This window comes from Mycolicibacterium grossiae, assembly GCF_008329645.1.
Taxonomy (GTDB): Bacteria; Actinomycetota; Actinomycetes; order Mycobacteriales; family Mycobacteriaceae; genus Mycobacterium; species Mycobacterium grossiae.
Genome location: NZ_CP043474.1, coordinates 4,506,295 through 4,522,325 on the forward strand (window position 1 = coordinate 4,506,295; position 16,031 = coordinate 4,522,325).

General features: G+C 71.1%; 12 protein-coding genes. 1 reads left to right on the top strand and 11 read right to left on the bottom strand.

Annotated features, from left to right (window positions below; genetic code table 11):
* Window positions 1-132 precede the first annotated feature (132 nt).
* On the top strand, window positions 133-1,089 hold the full coding sequence (locus FZ046_RS21685; RefSeq protein WP_070351434.1) for a 5'-3' exonuclease: 957 nt from the start codon (window positions 133-135) through the stop codon (window positions 1,087-1,089).
* Between the two features lie 6 nt (window positions 1,090-1,095).
* Here the strand turns inward: FZ046_RS21685 and FZ046_RS21690 are convergent, their stop codons facing one another.
* From FZ046_RS21690 to FZ046_RS21740, 11 genes are all read right to left on the bottom strand, one after another.
* The gene (locus FZ046_RS21690; RefSeq protein ID WP_070351486.1) at window positions 1,096-1,881 is read right to left on the bottom strand and encodes a DUF4333 domain-containing protein; all 786 of its coding nucleotides are present in this window, start codon (window positions 1,879-1,881) and stop codon (window positions 1,096-1,098) included.
* 48 nt (window positions 1,882-1,929) lie between these two features.
* Window positions 1,930-4,737 carry a DEAD/DEAH box helicase gene (locus tag FZ046_RS21695; RefSeq protein WP_070351435.1) on the bottom strand — a complete coding sequence of 936 codons (2,808 nt, stop codon included), beginning with the start codon at window positions 4,735-4,737 and terminating at the stop codon, window positions 1,930-1,932.
* On the bottom strand, window positions 4,721-5,665 hold the full coding sequence (tatC, locus tag FZ046_RS21700; protein WP_070351487.1) for a twin-arginine translocase subunit TatC: 945 nt from the start codon (window positions 5,663-5,665) through the stop codon (window positions 4,721-4,723). The genes FZ046_RS21695 and tatC overlap by 17 nt, the downstream gene beginning before the upstream one ends.
* Before the next feature lie 61 nt (window positions 5,666-5,726).
* Window positions 5,727-5,978 carry a Sec-independent protein translocase subunit TatA gene (gene tatA, locus FZ046_RS21705; RefSeq protein WP_070351436.1) on the bottom strand — a complete coding sequence of 84 codons (252 nt, stop codon included), beginning with the start codon at window positions 5,976-5,978 and terminating at the stop codon, window positions 5,727-5,729.
* 30 nt (window positions 5,979-6,008) lie between these two features.
* On the bottom strand, window positions 6,009-6,992 hold the full coding sequence (locus FZ046_RS21710) for a helix-turn-helix transcriptional regulator (protein ID WP_070351437.1): 984 nt from the start codon (window positions 6,990-6,992) through the stop codon (window positions 6,009-6,011).
* Window positions 6,989-8,002: a helix-turn-helix transcriptional regulator gene (locus tag FZ046_RS21715; protein WP_176749495.1), complete on the bottom strand. Its 1,014-nt coding sequence runs from the start codon at window positions 8,000-8,002 to the stop codon at window positions 6,989-6,991. The genes FZ046_RS21710 and FZ046_RS21715 overlap by 4 nt, the downstream gene beginning before the upstream one ends.
* Before the next feature lie 70 nt (window positions 8,003-8,072).
* Window positions 8,073-9,431 carry a Pup--protein ligase gene (gene pafA / locus FZ046_RS21720; RefSeq protein ID WP_099045803.1) on the bottom strand — a complete coding sequence of 453 codons (1,359 nt, stop codon included), beginning with the start codon at window positions 9,429-9,431 and terminating at the stop codon, window positions 8,073-8,075.
* 149 nt (window positions 9,432-9,580) lie between these two features.
* Complete coding sequence (locus FZ046_RS21725) at window positions 9,581-11,362, bottom strand: putative nucleotidyltransferase substrate binding domain-containing protein (protein ID WP_083297977.1); 1,782 nt, start codon at window positions 11,360-11,362, stop codon at window positions 9,581-9,583.
* A gap of 52 nt (window positions 11,363-11,414) precedes the next feature.
* The gene (locus FZ046_RS21730) at window positions 11,415-12,932 is read right to left on the bottom strand and encodes a GMC family oxidoreductase (protein WP_070351441.1); all 1,518 of its coding nucleotides are present in this window, start codon (window positions 12,930-12,932) and stop codon (window positions 11,415-11,417) included.
* On the bottom strand, window positions 12,925-14,445 hold the full coding sequence (locus FZ046_RS21735; protein ID WP_070351442.1) for an APC family permease: 1,521 nt from the start codon (window positions 14,443-14,445) through the stop codon (window positions 12,925-12,927). The genes FZ046_RS21730 and FZ046_RS21735 overlap by 8 nt, the downstream gene beginning before the upstream one ends.
* A gap of 21 nt (window positions 14,446-14,466) precedes the next feature.
* Complete coding sequence (locus FZ046_RS21740; RefSeq protein ID WP_070351443.1) at window positions 14,467-15,966, bottom strand: aldehyde dehydrogenase family protein; 1,500 nt, start codon at window positions 15,964-15,966, stop codon at window positions 14,467-14,469.
* Between the last annotated feature and the right edge of the window lie 65 nt (window positions 15,967-16,031).

The following is a 16,031-nucleotide window of genomic DNA, read 5'->3' on the forward strand; positions in this document are numbered from 1 at the left end:
CGGTGCCGCCCGGCGTGTGCCGCGTGTCCTGGCCCGCCGAGTGTGAATCTCACGACGCCCGACCCGGGAAATGCGTCGCCAGATGCACAGTCGCGCGACCGGGGCGCGCACCCGCCGCGCTAGTGTCACCGGATGACCGCGCCACTCCTGCTGCTCGACGGGGCCAGCATGTGGTTCCGCTCCTTCTACGGGGTGCCGTCGTCGATCACCGCGCCGGACGGCCGGCCGGTCAACGCGCTGCGCGGCTTCCTCGACACCGTCGCGACGCTGATCACCCAGCACCGCCCCCGCCGCCTGGTGGTGTGCCTCGACCTGGACTGGCGGCCGCAGTGGCGCGTCGACCTCGTCCCGTCGTACAAGGCGCACCGCGTCGAGGCCGAGCGCCCGGCCGGCGAACCCGACGTCGAGGAGGTGCCCGACGACCTCACCCCGCAGGTCGACATGATCATGGCGATGCTCGACGCGTTCGGCATCGCCACGGCGGGCGCCGCGGGCTACGAGGCCGACGACGTGCTGGGCACGCTGGCGGTCGCCGAGCGCACCGACCCGGTGATCGTCGTGAGCGGCGACCGCGACCTGCTGCAGCTCGTCGGCGACGAGCACGTGCCGGTCCAGGTGTTCTACATCGGCCGCGGCCTGTCCAAGGCGGTGCTGTTCGGTCCGGCGGAGGTCGCCGAGACCTACGCCGTGCCCGTCGACCGCGCCGGGCCGGCCTACGCCGAGTTGGCGCTGCTGCGCGGCGACCCCTCCGACGGGCTCCCCGGCGTCCCGGGCATCGGCGAGAAGACCGCCGCGACGCTGCTGGCGCGGTACGGCTCGCTGGCCGACATCCTCGCCGCCGCGAGCGACCCGGCGTCGAAGATGCCGACGGCACAACGGAAGAAGCTGCGCGCCGCACTCGACTACGTCGAGGCCGCCGAACCCGTCGTGCGGGTGGCCCGGGACGCGCCGGTGCGGATGTCGACGTCGTCGGACGTGCTGCCGCTGTCGGCCGCGCACCCGCGCAAGGTGGCCGAGCTGGCCGCCGAATACGGCGTCACCTCGTCGGTGGGGCGCCTGCAGAAGGCGCTCGACGCGCTTCCCGACTGAGCCGGCCTACTTCGGCCGACCGACCTCGTAGGTGCCGTCGTCGTCCTGGAACGTCACGGTGACCTGACGCTTCGTGCCGTCGATGCTCACCTCGCAGGTAAAGGTGTCGCCCTTCTTCACCTGCGGGTTGGTGCCGTCGTTGCACTGGACGTCGGAGACGTTCTTGGCGCCGTAGCCGTTGGCCTCGTCCTCGAGCACCTGGGTGACACCGGTCTGGGCGGCGTTGACGTCGAGTTGCTTGGTCACGAACCAGCCGGGCGTGAAGAAGCCGAGGACCACGACGACGATCACCAGGATCGCCAGCAGGCCACCACCGATGGCCAGGATGGTCCGCAGCGACTTCTTGGAGCCCTCGGCCGCCCCCGGCGCCTGGTACTGCGGGTACTGCTGATCGGGCTGGCCGTACTGGCCGGGCTGTCCCGGCTGACCGTATTGCGGCTGGCCGTACTGCGGTTGGCCGTACTGCCCGTACTGCTGCGGTTGACCGTACTGGGGCTGGCCGTACTGCGGCTGCGCGTACTGCTGACCGTAGGCGTCGGGCTGCGGCTGCTGATAGGACGTGGGCCCGTACGCGGTGGGCTGTTGGCCGAACTGCTCGGTCGGCGCGTACTGCTGCGGGCTGTAGGCCGGCGGGTGCTGTTGCCACGCCGGATCACCACCGGGCTGCGGCGAGCCGGTCTGCGGGGAGCCGGCCTGCGCAGCGCCGGGCTGCTGCCAGGCCGACTGGTCGGGCTGGGCCGACTGCTGACCCGGCCACTGCTGGTTGGGGTCGGATCCCTGCGGTCCGCTCATCGTCACTCCTCGATGGTCCATCGCCGTAACCGACGCGCTGACGACACCCTACCCTGCATCAACTGCGACGACGCCGCGCCGAATGTCGGCGATCGCGCGTTTCGCCGACGTCCGCAGACCCGTTGTGGGAGCGGCGTTGCGGACCTGATCGAGCAGGTCGAGCACCTGGCGGCACCAGCGCACGAAGTCGCCCGCCGACAGCGGCGATCCGGTTCCCGCGGCGTCCGACGCGGCCAGTGCCGCGGTCAGATCGCCGGTGGTCACCCACTGGTGGATCGCAGCCACGAAACCGGGGTCGGTCTCGCGGCTGGGGGCCAGGTGGTGCCGCTGCTCGTCGGCCCGGATGTCGGCACACGTCCGGCGGGTCTGGGCGAGCGCCCGCCGCATCGTCTGGCCGTACATTTCGAGATTCGGCGTGGCGCCGGGCGTGTCGCCGCGCGTCTCGTAGAGCACCGTCGACAGCACCGCCGCCAGCTCGGCGGGCGCCAGGCCGTCCCAGGTGCCCTCGCGGAGGCACTCGGCCACCAACAGGTCGCTCTCGCTGTAGATCCGGGCGAGCAGGCGGCCGTCGGGGGTCACCTGCGGCAGCCCGGCCGACTCCCCTACTTCGGGGTCCCCTGCGGAATCTGCGCCATCGGTGACGTAGCCGCGCTCGGTCAGCAGCTCGACGATGCGGTCGAACGTGCGAGCCAGCGAGTTGGTCGCCGCGGCGACCTTCTTCTGGATGTCGGCGTTGTCGCGTTCGATGCGCAGATACCGTTCGGCCGTGCGCATCCGGTCCTCGCGGTCGGGCGCCTGGTGCACCGGGTGGGCGCGGATGCGGTCGCGCAGCGCGATCAGTTCCGGGTCGATGTCGGGTTCGCGGTCCGGCTCGCCGCGACGCCGCCGCGACGGCAGCTCGAACCCGGCGGCCGCGACGCGCAGGGCGGCGGCAAGGTCGCGCCGCACCCGGGGCTGCCGATGCTCGACGCGCTTGGGCAGGCTCATGGTGCCCAGCCGCGCCGACCCACCCGCGAAGTCCGCCGACGAGATCCTGCCCGCCCACCGCTGTTCGGTGAGGACCAGCGGCCGCGGATCGTCGACGTCGCCGGCCGGCTCCAGCACCACCGCGAGCCCCGAGCGCCTGCCCTGACCGATCGTGATGACGTCGCCGCGACGCAGCGTCGCCAGCACGTCGTTGGTGGCCTTGCGCCGCTGGACGCGCGAGGCGCGCGACTGTGCCCGCTCGCGTGCCGACACCGCCGCGCGCAACCGCGCGTACTCCAGTGTCGGCGAGTCCTTTCCGCCCAGTTCGGCGGCGATCTCGCCGAGCATGCGCTCGCCGCGGGCCACCCCGCGTACCAGACCCGACACCGACCGGTCGGCCTGGTACTGGGCGAACGACTGCTCGAGCAGGCGACGCGCCTGGTCGGGGCCCATCTGCCCGAGCAGGTTGATGGTCATGTTGTAGGACGGCGCGAACGAACTGCGCAAAGGAAACGTGCGGGTCGACGCCAGACCGGCGACGTCGGCGGGTTCGACGCTGACGTCGTTGGGCTGCCACAGCACGACGGCGTGACCCTCGACGTCGATGCCGCGCCGTCCGGCCCGCCCGGTCAACTGGGTGTACTCACCGGGTGTCAGCGGCGCGTGCTGTTCGCCGTTGAACTTGACCAGACGCTCGAGCACCACCGTGCGAGCCGGCATGTTGATGCCGAGGGCCAGTGTCTCCGTGGCGAACACGGCCTTCACCAGGCCGGCGGTGAACAACTCTTCGACGGTGTGCCGGAACACCGGCAGCAGACCGGCGTGATGGGCGGCCAGGCCGCGCAGGAGCCCCTCGCGCCATTCGTGGTAGCCGAGGACGACGAGGTCGGCCTCGTCGAGGTCGGCGCACCGCCGGTCGACGACCTCCGCGATGCGGGCGCGCTCGTCGCGGTTGGTCAGCCGCAGGGGCGAGCGCAGGCACTGCTTGACCGCGGCGTCGCACCCCACCCGGGAGAACACGAAGGTGATGGCGGGCAGCAGGCCGGCCGCGTCGAGCGTGGTGATCACGTCGGGCCGCGACGGCGGACGGTACAGCGTCGGCCGGCCACCCCGGCCGTCGCCGCGCCCCGACCGGCCCCGACCGCGGGGCTGCCAGTCGGTCATCCGGTCGGCTTCCCGGCGCAAGGTGATGTGCCGCAGCAGGTCCGGGTCGACCTTGGCCCGGCCGCCGCCCGGTTCGCCGCCCGCGAACAGGTCGAACAGCCGCTTGCCGACCATCATGTGCTGCCACAGCGGGACGGGCCGGTGCTCGTCGACCACTACCGTGGTGTCCCCGCGGACGGTCTGAATCCAGCCGCCGAATTCCTCGGCGTTGCTCACCGTCGCCGACAGACTGACCAGGCGGACGTCGTCGGGCAGGTGCAGGATCACCTCCTCCCACACCGCGCCGCGCATGCGGTCGGCCAGGAAGTGCACCTCGTCCATGACGACGTGCGAGAGGCCCTGCAACGCCGCGGAGTTGGCGTACAGCATGTTCCGCAGCACCTCGGTGGTCATCACCACCACGTCGGCGTCGCCGTTGATCGACTGGTCACCGGTCAGCAGGCCGATGCGCTCGGCACCGTACCGGCGGACCAGATCGGCGTGCTTCTGGTTGCTCAGCGCCTTGATCGGGGTGGTGTAGAAGCACTTGCGGCCGGCGGCCAGCGCCAGGTGCACCGCGAACTCGCCAACGACCGTCTTGCCGGCGCCCGTCGGCGCGCACACCAGCACGCCGTGACCGCTCTCCAGGGCGCGGCAGGCCTCGCGCTGGAAGCCGTCCAGACCGAACGGGAGATCGGCGGCGAACTGGGCCAGCTCGCCGGTCAGGACCTCAGGTGGCGTCGTCATCGACCACGACGCGGGACGGGGCGGGAACGGTGCTGGGTGCGCCGACGTCCTCGGCGGCCCCGATCGGCGCGGCCTGGTCGTCGGGAACGTCCTCCAGGGCCGCCCGGCGAGCCTTGCGGCGGTCGTTGAGCCGCGACACCTGGATGGCCACCTCGAGCAGCACGGTCAGCGCCAGCGCCAGGGCGAGCATCGAGAACGGGTCGGATCCGGGCGTCGCGAACGCCGCGAAGACGAACAACCCGAAGATGAGCCCGCGGCGCCACGCCTTCAGCCGGTCGTAGGTGAGCACCCCGACCAGGTTCAGCATGATGATCAGCAGGGGGAACTCGAAGCTGATGCCGAACACCAGCAGCAGGTTGATGAGGAACCCGAAGTACTGGTCGCCCGACAGCGCGGTCACCTGCACGTCGCTGCCGACGGTGAGCAGGAATGCCAGCGCCTTGGACAGCACCACGTAGGCGAGCACCGCGCCCGCGATGAACAGCGCCGCCCCGAACAGCACGAACACCGAGGCGAACCGGCGCTCCTTCTTGTACAGCCCCGGCGTGATGAACGCCCAGATCTGGTGGAGCCACACCGGACACGCCAGGACGACGCCCGCCGTGAGGGCGACCTTGAGTCGCAGCATGAACTGGTCGAACGGCGCGGTCGCCAAGAGGCGGCACTGCCCGTCCGGGGCGATGGTGGCCCGCGCCGACGCGGGCAGCGCGCAGTACGGCTCGCGCAGCCAATCACCCAGGCTGGGCGTGCCGAACACGCCGTGGGTGTACCAGAAGAATCCGAACGTGGTGGTCACCACCACCGCCGCAACCGCGATGAGCAGCCGGTTGCGCAACTCGGCCAGATGGTCGACCAGCGACATCGTGCCGTCGGGATTGACCCGTGCCCGCCGCCGACGCGGGTCGAACTTACTCAGAACTGTGCGCACGTGACCCTCGGTGAACGCCACCCATCGACGCGGTTCTCACCGCGGTCGACGTGGGGACGGGTCAGGCCGTGCGCTTGTCGGACTGCGGATCGGCCGTCGACTCGACGCGTTCCGAGGCGATCGGCTTCGCGGGCGCCGGCGTGGCGTCCGCGGAATCCGACTTGCCCTCGGCCTGCATCTCCTTGATCTCCGACTTGAAGATGCGCATGGACTTGCCCAGCGAACGCGCCGCGTCCGGGAGCTTCTTGGCGCCGAACAGCAGCACGAACACTGCGATCACGATCACCCAATGCCAGGGTTGCAGACCACCCATTTCGGTCACCTCCAGACGTCGTGGTCGAGTCTACCCGTCGCCCCCGGCCGCACTGACGTCGTAGGCACTCAGCGCGGCGACGGCCGCCTCGCGGACCCGGTCGACCAGCGACTGCGGTTCCACCACGCGGACGGCCGCGCCGAAACCCAGGACGAAGCGCGCCATCCACGCATCCGAGGCGTAGGTCATCGTGGCCTCGCAGGAGCCGTCGGCCAGCTCGCGCACCACCCGCAGTGGGTAGTAGTCGAACATCCACGACGCCGACGGGTCGATCAGCAGCGTGGCCGACGGCAGCGCGGGATCGCCGTCGAACAGCGACGTGTCCGGGCCCGCGGCCACCGCGGGCTCCGGTGGCGCCGCGGGCTCGTCGAGCACGCGGGCGTCGACGATGCGGTCGAAGCGGAACAGCCGCACGCCCTCCGCCGTCCGGCACCACGCCTCGAGATAGCTGTGGTCGCCGACGAGGACCACGCGGATCGGGTCGACGGTGCGCGTCGTCATCGCGTCGTGCGAGGCCGAGTAGTAGTCGATGGTCAGCGCGCGGTCGTTGCGGACGGCCTCGCGCACCGCGGCGGCCGCGGCACTCTCGGCCGGCGCGGGCTCCTCGGCGGCCGCGGCGACGCCGTCCTCGTGGCCGGTCGCCGTCCCCGCCGCCGACTCGATCTTGGCGATCGCGCTGCGCGCCGCCGCCGGGTCCACCATGCCGGGCACGTCGAGCAGCGCCCGCAGCGCGACGAGGATGCCGGTGGCCTCCGGCGACGTCAGCCGCAGCGGGTGATCCATCCCCGCGGAGAACGTCACCTCGATGGTCCGGCCGGACATCTCGAAGTCGATGAGGTCGCCCGGGCCGTACCCGGGCAGCCCGCACAGGAACAGCTGCTGCAGATCGTCGCGCAGCTGCTGGACGCTCACCCCGAGGTCGATCGCCGCCTCCTCGAACGTGATCCGGGGATTGGCCTGGAAGTACGGCACCATGTTCAGCAGGCGCACCAGACGCCCCGAGACGCTACTCATGCGCGATCCGCTCCGCTCCTGATTGGCACATCGGCTTGCGCCCGCAGGCGCGCGATCACCTCGTCGCGCAGCGACGGCGGGTCCAGCACGATGGCGTCGGCGCCGTAACCCGCGATCTCTCTGGCCAGCCGGTCGTACATGCCGATGTCGACGGCGAGTTCGTCGCCGACCCGTCCGCCGATGGTCCGGGTGGCCATCTCCGTGGCGGCGCGGCGCAGCGCCGTGGCCTTGCCCTCGGCCACCCACACTCGGGCTTGCGCGCCCGGCGGCCACTCCGCCACCGCGCGGTGCACGATCTCGCGCAGATCGACCCCGTCGGGCCTGCCGACCGCGCCGCGCGGGCCGAACGGCTCGACCTCCGCGCCGATCCGGGACAGCCGGAACGTCCGGGTGTCGTCGCGGTCGCGGTCGTGGCCCACCAGGTACCACCGGCCGCGGTAGGTGACGACGCCCCACGGTTCGACCGTGCGGGTCTGGTACGGCGACGTGCGGGTGGACCGGTGCGGGAACCGCACGGCCTGCCCGGCGTCGATGGCCGACAGCAGCGCGTTGAGCACGTCCTCGGAACCGCGCAGTCCCGGCATGGAGGCGGTGGTGCTGATCATGACGTCGCTGTCCGGGGCGTCGACGTCGACGCCCGCGGCGCGCAGCTTGAGCAGCGCGCCCTGGGTGGCGGTGACGAGTTCGGGCGACTCCCACAGCTGGGTGGCGATGGCGACGGCCGCCGCCTCGTCGGCGGTCAGCTCGACGGCGGGCAGCGCGTAGGCCTTGCGGTTGATCCGGTAACCCTCGGTGGGATCCATCGACGAGACCCGGCCGGTCTCCAGCGGGATGCCCAGATCGCGCAGTTCGTTCTTGTCCCGCTCGAACATCCGGGAGAACGCCTCGTCGCTGGGGCTGTCGCCGTAGCCGTAGACGGTCTTGCGGATCCGTTCGGCGGTGATGAAGGTGCGGGTCGACAGCAGTGCGATGACGAGGTTCATCAACCGCTCGACTTTGGAGATCCCCACGGGTGTCCAGCCTAGTGCCCGGCGGCCCAGCTGCCGACGACCCGAGCAGCCCCCGGGGTCGGGCGCCGTGTCACATGCTGGCGATGAGCCGCTTCACGCGTTCGTCGACCGAGCGGAACGGGTCCTTGCACAACACCGTCCGCTGCGCCTGATCGTTGAGCTTGAGGTGCACCCAGTCGACGGTGAAGTCGCGGCCCGCGGCCTGGGCCGCGCTGATGAACTCGCCGCGCAGCTTCGCCCGGGTGGTCTGCGGCGGCTCGTCGACGGCGGTCTCGATCTCCTCGTCGGTGGTGACGCGCGCCGCGAGCCCCTTGCGCTGCAGCAGGTCGAAGACGCCGCGGCCGCGCTTGATGTCGTGGTACGCGAGGTCGAGCTGAGCGATCTTGGGGTCGGACAGCTCCATGTCGTAGCGGTCCTGATAGCGCTGGAACAGCTTGCGCTTGATCACCCAGTCGATCTCGGTGTCGACCTTCGCGAAGTCCTGGCTCTCCACCGCGTCGAGCTGGCGGCCCCACAGGTCGACGACCTGCTCGATCTGTGCGTTCGGCTCCCGGGTCTGCAGGTGCTCGACGGCGCGGCTGTAGTACTCGCGCTGAATGTCCAGGGCGCTGGCTTGCCGCCCGCCGGCGAGCCGCACGGGGCGGCGTCCGGTGAGGTCGTGGCTGACCTCGCGGATCGCCCGGATCGGATTGTCGAGCGAGAAGTCGCGGAACGGCACGCCCGCCTCGATCATCTCGAGTACCAGCGCGGCCGTCCCCACCTTGAGCATGGTGGTCGTCTCGCTCATGTTGGAGTCGCCGACGATGACGTGCAGGCGGCGGTACTTTTCGGCGTCGGCGTGCGGCTCGTCGCGGGTGTTGATGATCGGTCGGCTGCGGGTGGTGGCGCTCGAGACGCCCTCCCAGATGTGCTCGGCCCGCTGGCTGAGGCAGAACGTCGCGGCCTTGGGCGTCTGCAGCACCTTGCCCGCGCCGCAGATCAGCTGGCGGGTGACCAGGAAGGGCAGCAGGACGTCGGAGATCCGGGAGAACTCCCCGGCCCGCACGATCAGGTAGTTCTCGTGGCAGCCGTACGAGTTGCCCGCCGAGTCGGTGTTGTTCTTGAACAGGTAGATGTCGCCGCCGATGCCCTCGTCGGCCAGGCGCTGCTCGGCGTCGATCAGCAGGTCCTCCAGGACCCGCTCCCCCGCCCGGTCGTGCGTGACCAGCTGGGTGAGGCTGTCGCACTCGGCCGTGGCGTACTCGGGGTGGCTGCCGACGTCGAGGTAGAGCCGGGCGCCGTTGCGGAGGAACACGTTGGAGCTACGACCCCAGGACACCACACGCCGGAAGAGGTACCGGGCCACCTCGTCCGGGCTGAGTCGACGGTGGCCGTGGAACGTGCACGTCACACCGAATTCGGTCTCGATGCCCATGATTCGCCGCTGCACGTCATCGAGCTTACGGGCTCGACCCGTGCGAAGTGACGACAGCTGGGGTTACGGGTCCGTGGCGCCGGTCCGCCGCAGCCGTGACAGACGCCCGGTCATTCGTAAGCCCGGCCGGCCGGGCGGGTCGCTCGGGGGTCCAGTGGGTGTCCTCAGCCCACCGTGAAGGCGGTGCCGCGGACGCGGCGCTGCACCGCGGCGATCTCGCGCAGGCCGTCGCCGAGCAGGCTGCGGTTCAGCGGCGAGAGGTCGGCCATGGTGACGACGTCACCGGGTGGATGGCCAGAGGCGAGCTGCTCGACCTGATGGGCCATCCGCAGCCGCTGCAGCATCGCGAAGACGTCGCCCAGGGTGGCGGCGTCGGACTCGGTCATGGCGCCGGCCGCGGCCGCCGCACCGAGCCGCACCGGGGTGGACGCCGAACCGACGTCGGCTGCCAGTCCGCCCCACCGCGCCAGGTTGACCAGCGGTGTCACCGCATGCGCCTTGAGGTCGAACGTGCCGCCGCGCCGCGACAGGACGTCGCGCAGCGACCAGCCACGCACCCGGTCGGACAGCGCGTTGAGCAGTTGCAGCCGCAGCGCATTCGGGTGCTGCTCGCGCATCCGCCGGTACGCCGCCGGGATGGGGTTCAACGCCGGGTCGCCCCGCACCACCCGGCCGTCGATGAGCAGCGAGGACAGTACGATCCCGCGGTCGCGCAGCGGGTCGTCGAGCCAGCCCCGCGCCGCCGCCGACCACTCCGAGCGCGACCGCGCGAAGTGCGGGCTGGCGGCCACGGCGCCGTTGCGGTCCGACGGCAGCCCGCACCCGTCGAGGATCGCGTGCGTCCGCGTCGCCAGCGCCCGCAGCGTGGGCGCGTGACCCGCCAGCTCGTCGCGCCACGACAGGGCGCTGTCCACGTCCGACGACGGCATCGCCTCACGCCGCGCGACGCTGCCGAGCAGCAGCCAGGCGAACCCGGCGGGCACCGTGTCGGGCGCGCCCGTCTCCTCGAGGGCCAGCTGCACCGCCCTGCGCACCAACCCGTCGATGACGACGGCGAGGATCGCGCTGGTCGCCGAGGCCTTGGTGCCGCCGAGGAACAGGTTGCGCGGCAGGGCGCGCAGCCGGTCGCCGACGCGCTGCAGTTCGCTCGCGGTCGTCGCGTCGCCGATCTCGCGGCGCAACAGGAAGCTCTGTCGCGCCGACGCGGCGAGCAGGTCGGCGTCCTCCAGCACGCCGAGCACCTCGCCGCGCGCCGACAGCACCGGCATGTGCCGCAGCCCGCACTCGAGCATGTCGAGCAGCACCGCCTCGGCCGTGGCGTCGGCGGTGACGGTCCGCGCCGGAACGCTCGCCACCGAAGCCACCGGCGCGTCGACGGAGCGACCGGCGGCCACGACCCGCGCGCGTAGGTCGCGGTCGGTGAAGATGCCGAGGTCGCCGCCGGGGGTTCGCAGCAGCGCGTAGGAGACGTGGGCATCGGTCATCGCCCGCACCGCGTCGCGCACCGAGGCGCCGGCGTCGACGATCAGCGGCGCACCGCGCAGCAGCGCCGCCACCGGCGCGGTGTCGATGGCGGGGGCGAGCACGTCGCGGTCGGCGCCCGTCGTCGCCCACGCCGAGGACGCCAGGAACGCGAGTCCGGCGGGCCGGGCGAACTGCCGGCGCACCACCGCCTCGGGCAGCCGGATCAGCCTGCTGGGCACCGCCGTCCGGGCGACGAAGTCGAGGCCCGCTCCGGTGAGCAGCGGCGTGTACCCGAACAGTCCGCCCGGCTCGACGGTGTCGAGCGCGTGCACGTCACCACCGGCGTGCAGGGTCACGCGTCCACTGCGGACCATCCACACCCCGGCAGGCGCGGGTCCGCCGTAGTCGGCCACCACGGCACCGGCCGGGAAGTCCACCAGCGCCGACCCGGCGGCCAACTCGGCGCACTCGTCGTCGGACATGCCCTGAAACGGCGTGTGCGCGCCGAGGAACGCCGCGAGGTCGTCGGGTCCGTTACCCGGAGCGGATGAGGTCAGCGCACTTCTCCGCCATCGTCATCACGGTGATGTTCGGGTTCACCGCAGGCAGTTTCGGCATCGCCGACGCGTCGACGACCCGCAGCCGCGACACCCCCTTGACCCGCAGCTCGGGATCGAGCACCGCCATCGGGTCGTCCGGCGCACCCATCCGCGCGGTCGCCGCCGGGTGATACACCGTGTTGTGGCACTGGTGCACGTAGTCCAGCAGCTCGTCGTCGGTCACCGCGTCCGGTCCCGGAGCGAGTTCGCGGGACACCCAGCCCCGCAACGGCTCTCGCGCGGCGATCTCGCGTGCCAGCCGCAGCCCGGCCAGCATGATGCGCTCGTCGTAGCCCTCCGGGTCGGTGAAGTACCGCGGGTCGACGCGGGCCCGGTCGCGGAAGTCCCTGGTGCGCAACCGCACCGTGCCGCGTGACCGTCCCTGGGTCACGTTGGGCGTCAGGCAGAACCCGTTGTCGGTGGTCGGGTAGCCGCGCCGCAGCGTGTTCATGTCGAACGGCACGCTGCCGTAGTGCATCATCAGGTCCGGTTGCGTCACGCCGTCGTCGATGCACGTGAACAGGCCAATCTCCCACCACTGCGTCGACGTGGTGACCATGGGCCGGGCCGCCTCCCAGAACACCAGGCCCTCCACGTGGTCGTCGAGGTTGGCGCCCACCCCCGGGGAGTCGACCCGCACCTCGATGCCCAGCTCGCGCAGGTGTGCCGTCGGCCCGATCCCGGACAGCATCAACAGCTTCGGGGTGTCGATGGCACCCGCGCAGAGGATCACCTCGCGACGTGCCGTCACCGTGTCGTAGCCGGTGAGATCCGGCCGCTGGTAACGCACGCCGGTCGCCGCACGCTGCTCGTCGAACAGGATCTCGGCGATCCAGCAGTCCGTGCGGACCTCGAGATTGCGCCGGGCGTCCAGGATGGGATGCAGGTACGCGTGCGAACTCGAGTTGCGGATGCCGTCCTCGGTGGCGTTGATCTGGAACCAGCCCGCCCCGCGGCGCACCGTCTCGCCGCGGTTGAAGGCGACTGTCGGCAGGCCCAGTTGCGCGGCGGACTCCAACAGCGCTGCCCCGCACGGATCCTCGGGTGGTACGTCGCGCAGCCCCACCGTGCCGGTCAGCCGTGCCACCAGCGGGGCGATGTCGGCCGCGCTCCACCCCGTCGCACCGTGCGCTGCCCACTCGTCGAGCGCCTCGGCGGGCGGCCAGAAGGCGATGCAGGAATTGTGCGAGGAACACCCGCCGAGCACCTTCGCGCGGGCGTGCCGCATGAACGAGTTGCCGCGTTCCTGCGGTTCCACCGGATAGTCCCAGTCGTAACCGGAGTCCAGCAGGTGCATCCACTGCGACAGGTTCAGGATGGCGTCGTCGCCCACGTCGCTGGGCCCGGCCTCCACCAGGCACACCGTGACGTCGGGATCCTCGGACAGCCGCGCCGCCAGCGCGCACCCCGCGGTGCCCCCACCCGCAATCACGTAATCGAATGCGTCAGCCATCCGAGGCCTCAGCGGCATGGGATTTCAGGCACCCGATGTGCCTGCGGCCCTTCAGCGCGTACCAGAGCAGGCCGGCGCCGAGGATCACGCCGATGTAGACGAAGGCGCCCCAGGTGTTGTACCAGGGATCGCCGTACACGGCCGAGCGCGGCCACGCGAGGTTGAGCGCCATGCCGGCGCCCCACACCACCGCGACCACGTTGACCGCCAGCCCCCATCTCCCCATCGTGAAGTAGCCGCCGTCGGCGAGGTCGCGCGGCGGCCACTGGCCTTGCAACCGCTTCTTGAGCATCGGTCCCGTCACCATCAGGTACGCCAGGTAGATCATGATGATGGCGATCGACGTCAACACCGTGAAGATCTTCGGCTGGCCGATGTTGATCACCAGGATCACCACCGAGATGACGCCGATGGTGACGGCCGGGATGATCGGCGTCTGCGTCCGCGGGTGCACCGTGGCGAGCTTCTCGCCGAACGGCAGCGCGTTGTCCCGCGCCATCGCGAACGTCAGCCGGATGGCCGCGGTGTGGACGGCGAGCGTGCACACCGTCACCGCGATCACGATGCAGACGAGGAAGATCTTGCCCAGCGGACCCCACATCACCTGCTCGACGATGTACTGCAGCCCGCCGGTGCTCTCCCCCAGCGCCGGGTCGGCGGGGTCGGGCGCCGCCATCACCGCGAAGACCAGGATGGCGCCGCCGATCACGAACGACGCGAGGATGGCCCGCGCGATGGCCTTCGGTGCGGTGCGCCGCGGTTCGACGGTCTCCTCGCCCAGTGAGCTGGCGGTGTCGAACCCGTACATCACGTACCCCGACGCCAGCGACGCCACCAGGAACGCCCCGAGGTAACCCATGCTCTCCCCGGCGCCGTACCCGTTCGCGGAGAAGAACACCTGGGGACCGCGTTCGGCGTTGGCCGCGAGCAGGATCGCGATGAGGACCGCGGCGATGAGTTCGATGAAGACGCCCGCGCTGTTGATGCGCGCCATCAGCTTGACGCCGAGCGCATTCACCAGCGTGGTGAAGGCGATCAGGGCGGTCCCGAGCAGCACCGCATTGGCCGCGTAGTCGTAGGTGCCGGTGCCGTCACCGATGATCTGGAATCCGCTCCACAGCCGCGGCAGGTTCAGCTGGTAGGCCAGCGCCACCGCGGAGATCGTGACGATGGACGCGGTGAGCATCAGCCAGCCGGACATCCACCCGACGAGCCGGCTGGCGAGCTTCTTGCTCCAGTTGTAGACCGACCCGGCGACGGGATACTTGGCCGCCAGTTCCATGAAGCACAGGGCGACGGCCATCTGACCGACGAACACCAGGGGCCAGGACCACAGGTACGCCGGTCCGGCGGTGCCGTAGCCGAAGTAGAAGAGCTGGAACGTCCCGGTGAGGATGGAGATGTAGCTGACGCCGGCGGCGAAGCTCGCGAACTTGCCGATGCTGCGGTCCAACGACTCTCGATAGCCGAAGTCCTCGAGGCCGCTGTCGGTGTGCGGTTGCCCGATCACCATGGTGGGATCCTTCCCAGGCACCTATCCCGTGAACCAGCCTGCCGGCTTGGGTGCGGTGTTGTGCCAGATGTGCTTGATCTCCTGGTATTCCGCGAGCCCGGTAGGTCCGAGTTCGCGACCGTTGCCCGACTTCCCGAAGCCGCCCCACTCGGCGGCGGCGGTGTAGTAGCCGAAGTCGTTGAGCCACACCGTGCCGTGCCGAAGTGCCCGCACCACACGTTCGCCCCGCGCGGCGTCCGAGGTGCGTACCCCGGCCGCGAGACCGTATTCCGTGTCGTTGCCGAGCGCGATCGCCTCGGCCTCGTCGGTGAATCGCTCCACCGTGAGGATCGGGCCGAAGGTCTCCTCGGCGACGATCCTCATCGACCGGTCGCACCGGTCGAAGATCGTGGGCAGGTAGAAGCTGCCCTTGGCGAGCGCGGGATCGCTCGGGCGGGCACCACCGGTCACCAGTACGGCGCCCTCCGAGATGCCCAGTGCGACATACGCTTCGACCTTGGCGCGGTGCTCCTCGGAGACCAGTGGCCCAGTCTCGCTGGCCGGGTCCCGGCCGTCGCCGATGCGGATCCGTTCGGCGCGCGCGGCGAGTGCGGCGACGAAGTCGTCGGCGATGGACTCCTCGACGATGAGCCGGGTACCCGCGGAGCACACTTGGCCGGAGTGCAGGAAGACCCCGGTGAGGACGTGGTCGACGGCGGCCTCCCAGCCGTCTTCGCCGACGTCGGCGAAGACGATGTGTGGATTCTTGCCGCCGAGTTCGACCGCGACCTTGGTGACGTTCTCGGCCGCCGCCCGCGAGATGGTCCGCCCGGTGGCCAGCCCGCCGGTGAACGAGATGAAGTCGACGCGCCCGTCGGTGGTCAGCGCCTCGCCGAGGACGGCGCCGCTGCCCTGAACGAGGTTGACCACGCCGGCGGGGACCTCGAATTCCCGCATCGCCTCCTCGAGGAGCCCGGTGAAGGCGATGGTGGTCAGCGGCGTCACCTCGCTGGGTTTCATCACCAGCGTGCAGCCCGCGCCCAGGGCGGGCGCGACCTTCCACGACATCTGCAGCAGTGGGTAGTTCCACGGCGCGATGAGCACGCAGACGCCGATGGGCTCGCGCACCACCCGGCTGATCACGTCGGGATCGCCGACGTCGACCACCCGGTCGGCGAGCGTGCCGACCAGCTTCGCGTAGTACCGGAACACCGAGGTGACGTCGTCGACGTCGATCCTGCTCTCTGCGAGCGTCTTTCCGGTGTCGACGGTCTCCAGGTCCGCGAGCCGCTCGCGGTCGCGCTGGAGTAGGTCGGCGATCCGGTCGAGCAACGCGGCGCGGTGCCCGGCGGTCGTCGCCCGCCACGGACCCTCGTCGAAGGCGTTGCGCGCCGCGGCGATGGCGTCGCGAGCGTCCGCGGGCGTCGCCTCGTCCACCACCTCGGCCGTGCTGCCGTCGGCGGGGTTGACCACGTCGCGCGTCCCGCCGTCGGCGGCGTGCCGCCACGTACCCGCGACGAAGAGGTCGGGCTCGCCGTCCATCGGTCACCCCCTACGCGTCGACACGTGGGGACACTACCCCCACCGGGGGCCGAACGGGCGGTGAA

What these genes read in the sequence shown, in the direction of transcription:
- FZ046_RS21740 (WP_070351443.1), bottom strand. Translation starts at nt 15,966, where the DNA reads ATGGACGGCGAGCCCGACCTCTTCGTCGCGGGTACGTGGCGGCACGCC.
- FZ046_RS21685 (WP_070351434.1), top strand. Translation starts at nt 133, where the DNA reads ATGACCGCGCCACTCCTGCTGCTCGACGGGGCCAGCATGTGGTTCCGC.
- FZ046_RS21710 (WP_070351437.1), bottom strand. Translation starts at nt 6,992, where the DNA reads ATGAGTAGCGTCTCGGGGCGTCTGGTGCGCCTGCTGAACATGGTGCCG.
- FZ046_RS21730 (WP_070351441.1), bottom strand. Translation starts at nt 12,932, where the DNA reads ATGGCTGACGCATTCGATTACGTGATTGCGGGTGGGGGCACCGCGGGG.
- FZ046_RS21690 (WP_070351486.1), bottom strand. Translation starts at nt 1,881, where the DNA reads ATGAGCGGACCGCAGGGATCCGACCCCAACCAGCAGTGGCCGGGTCAG.
- FZ046_RS21695 (WP_070351435.1), bottom strand. Translation starts at nt 4,737, where the DNA reads ATGACGACGCCACCTGAGGTCCTGACCGGCGAGCTGGCCCAGTTCGCC.
- tatA (WP_070351436.1), bottom strand. Translation starts at nt 5,978, where the DNA reads ATGGGTGGTCTGCAACCCTGGCATTGGGTGATCGTGATCGCAGTGTTC.
- FZ046_RS21735 (WP_070351442.1), bottom strand. Translation starts at nt 14,445, where the DNA reads ATGGTGATCGGGCAACCGCACACCGACAGCGGCCTCGAGGACTTCGGC.
- FZ046_RS21725 (WP_083297977.1), bottom strand. Translation starts at nt 11,362, where the DNA reads ATGTCCGACGACGAGTGCGCCGAGTTGGCCGCCGGGTCGGCGCTGGTG.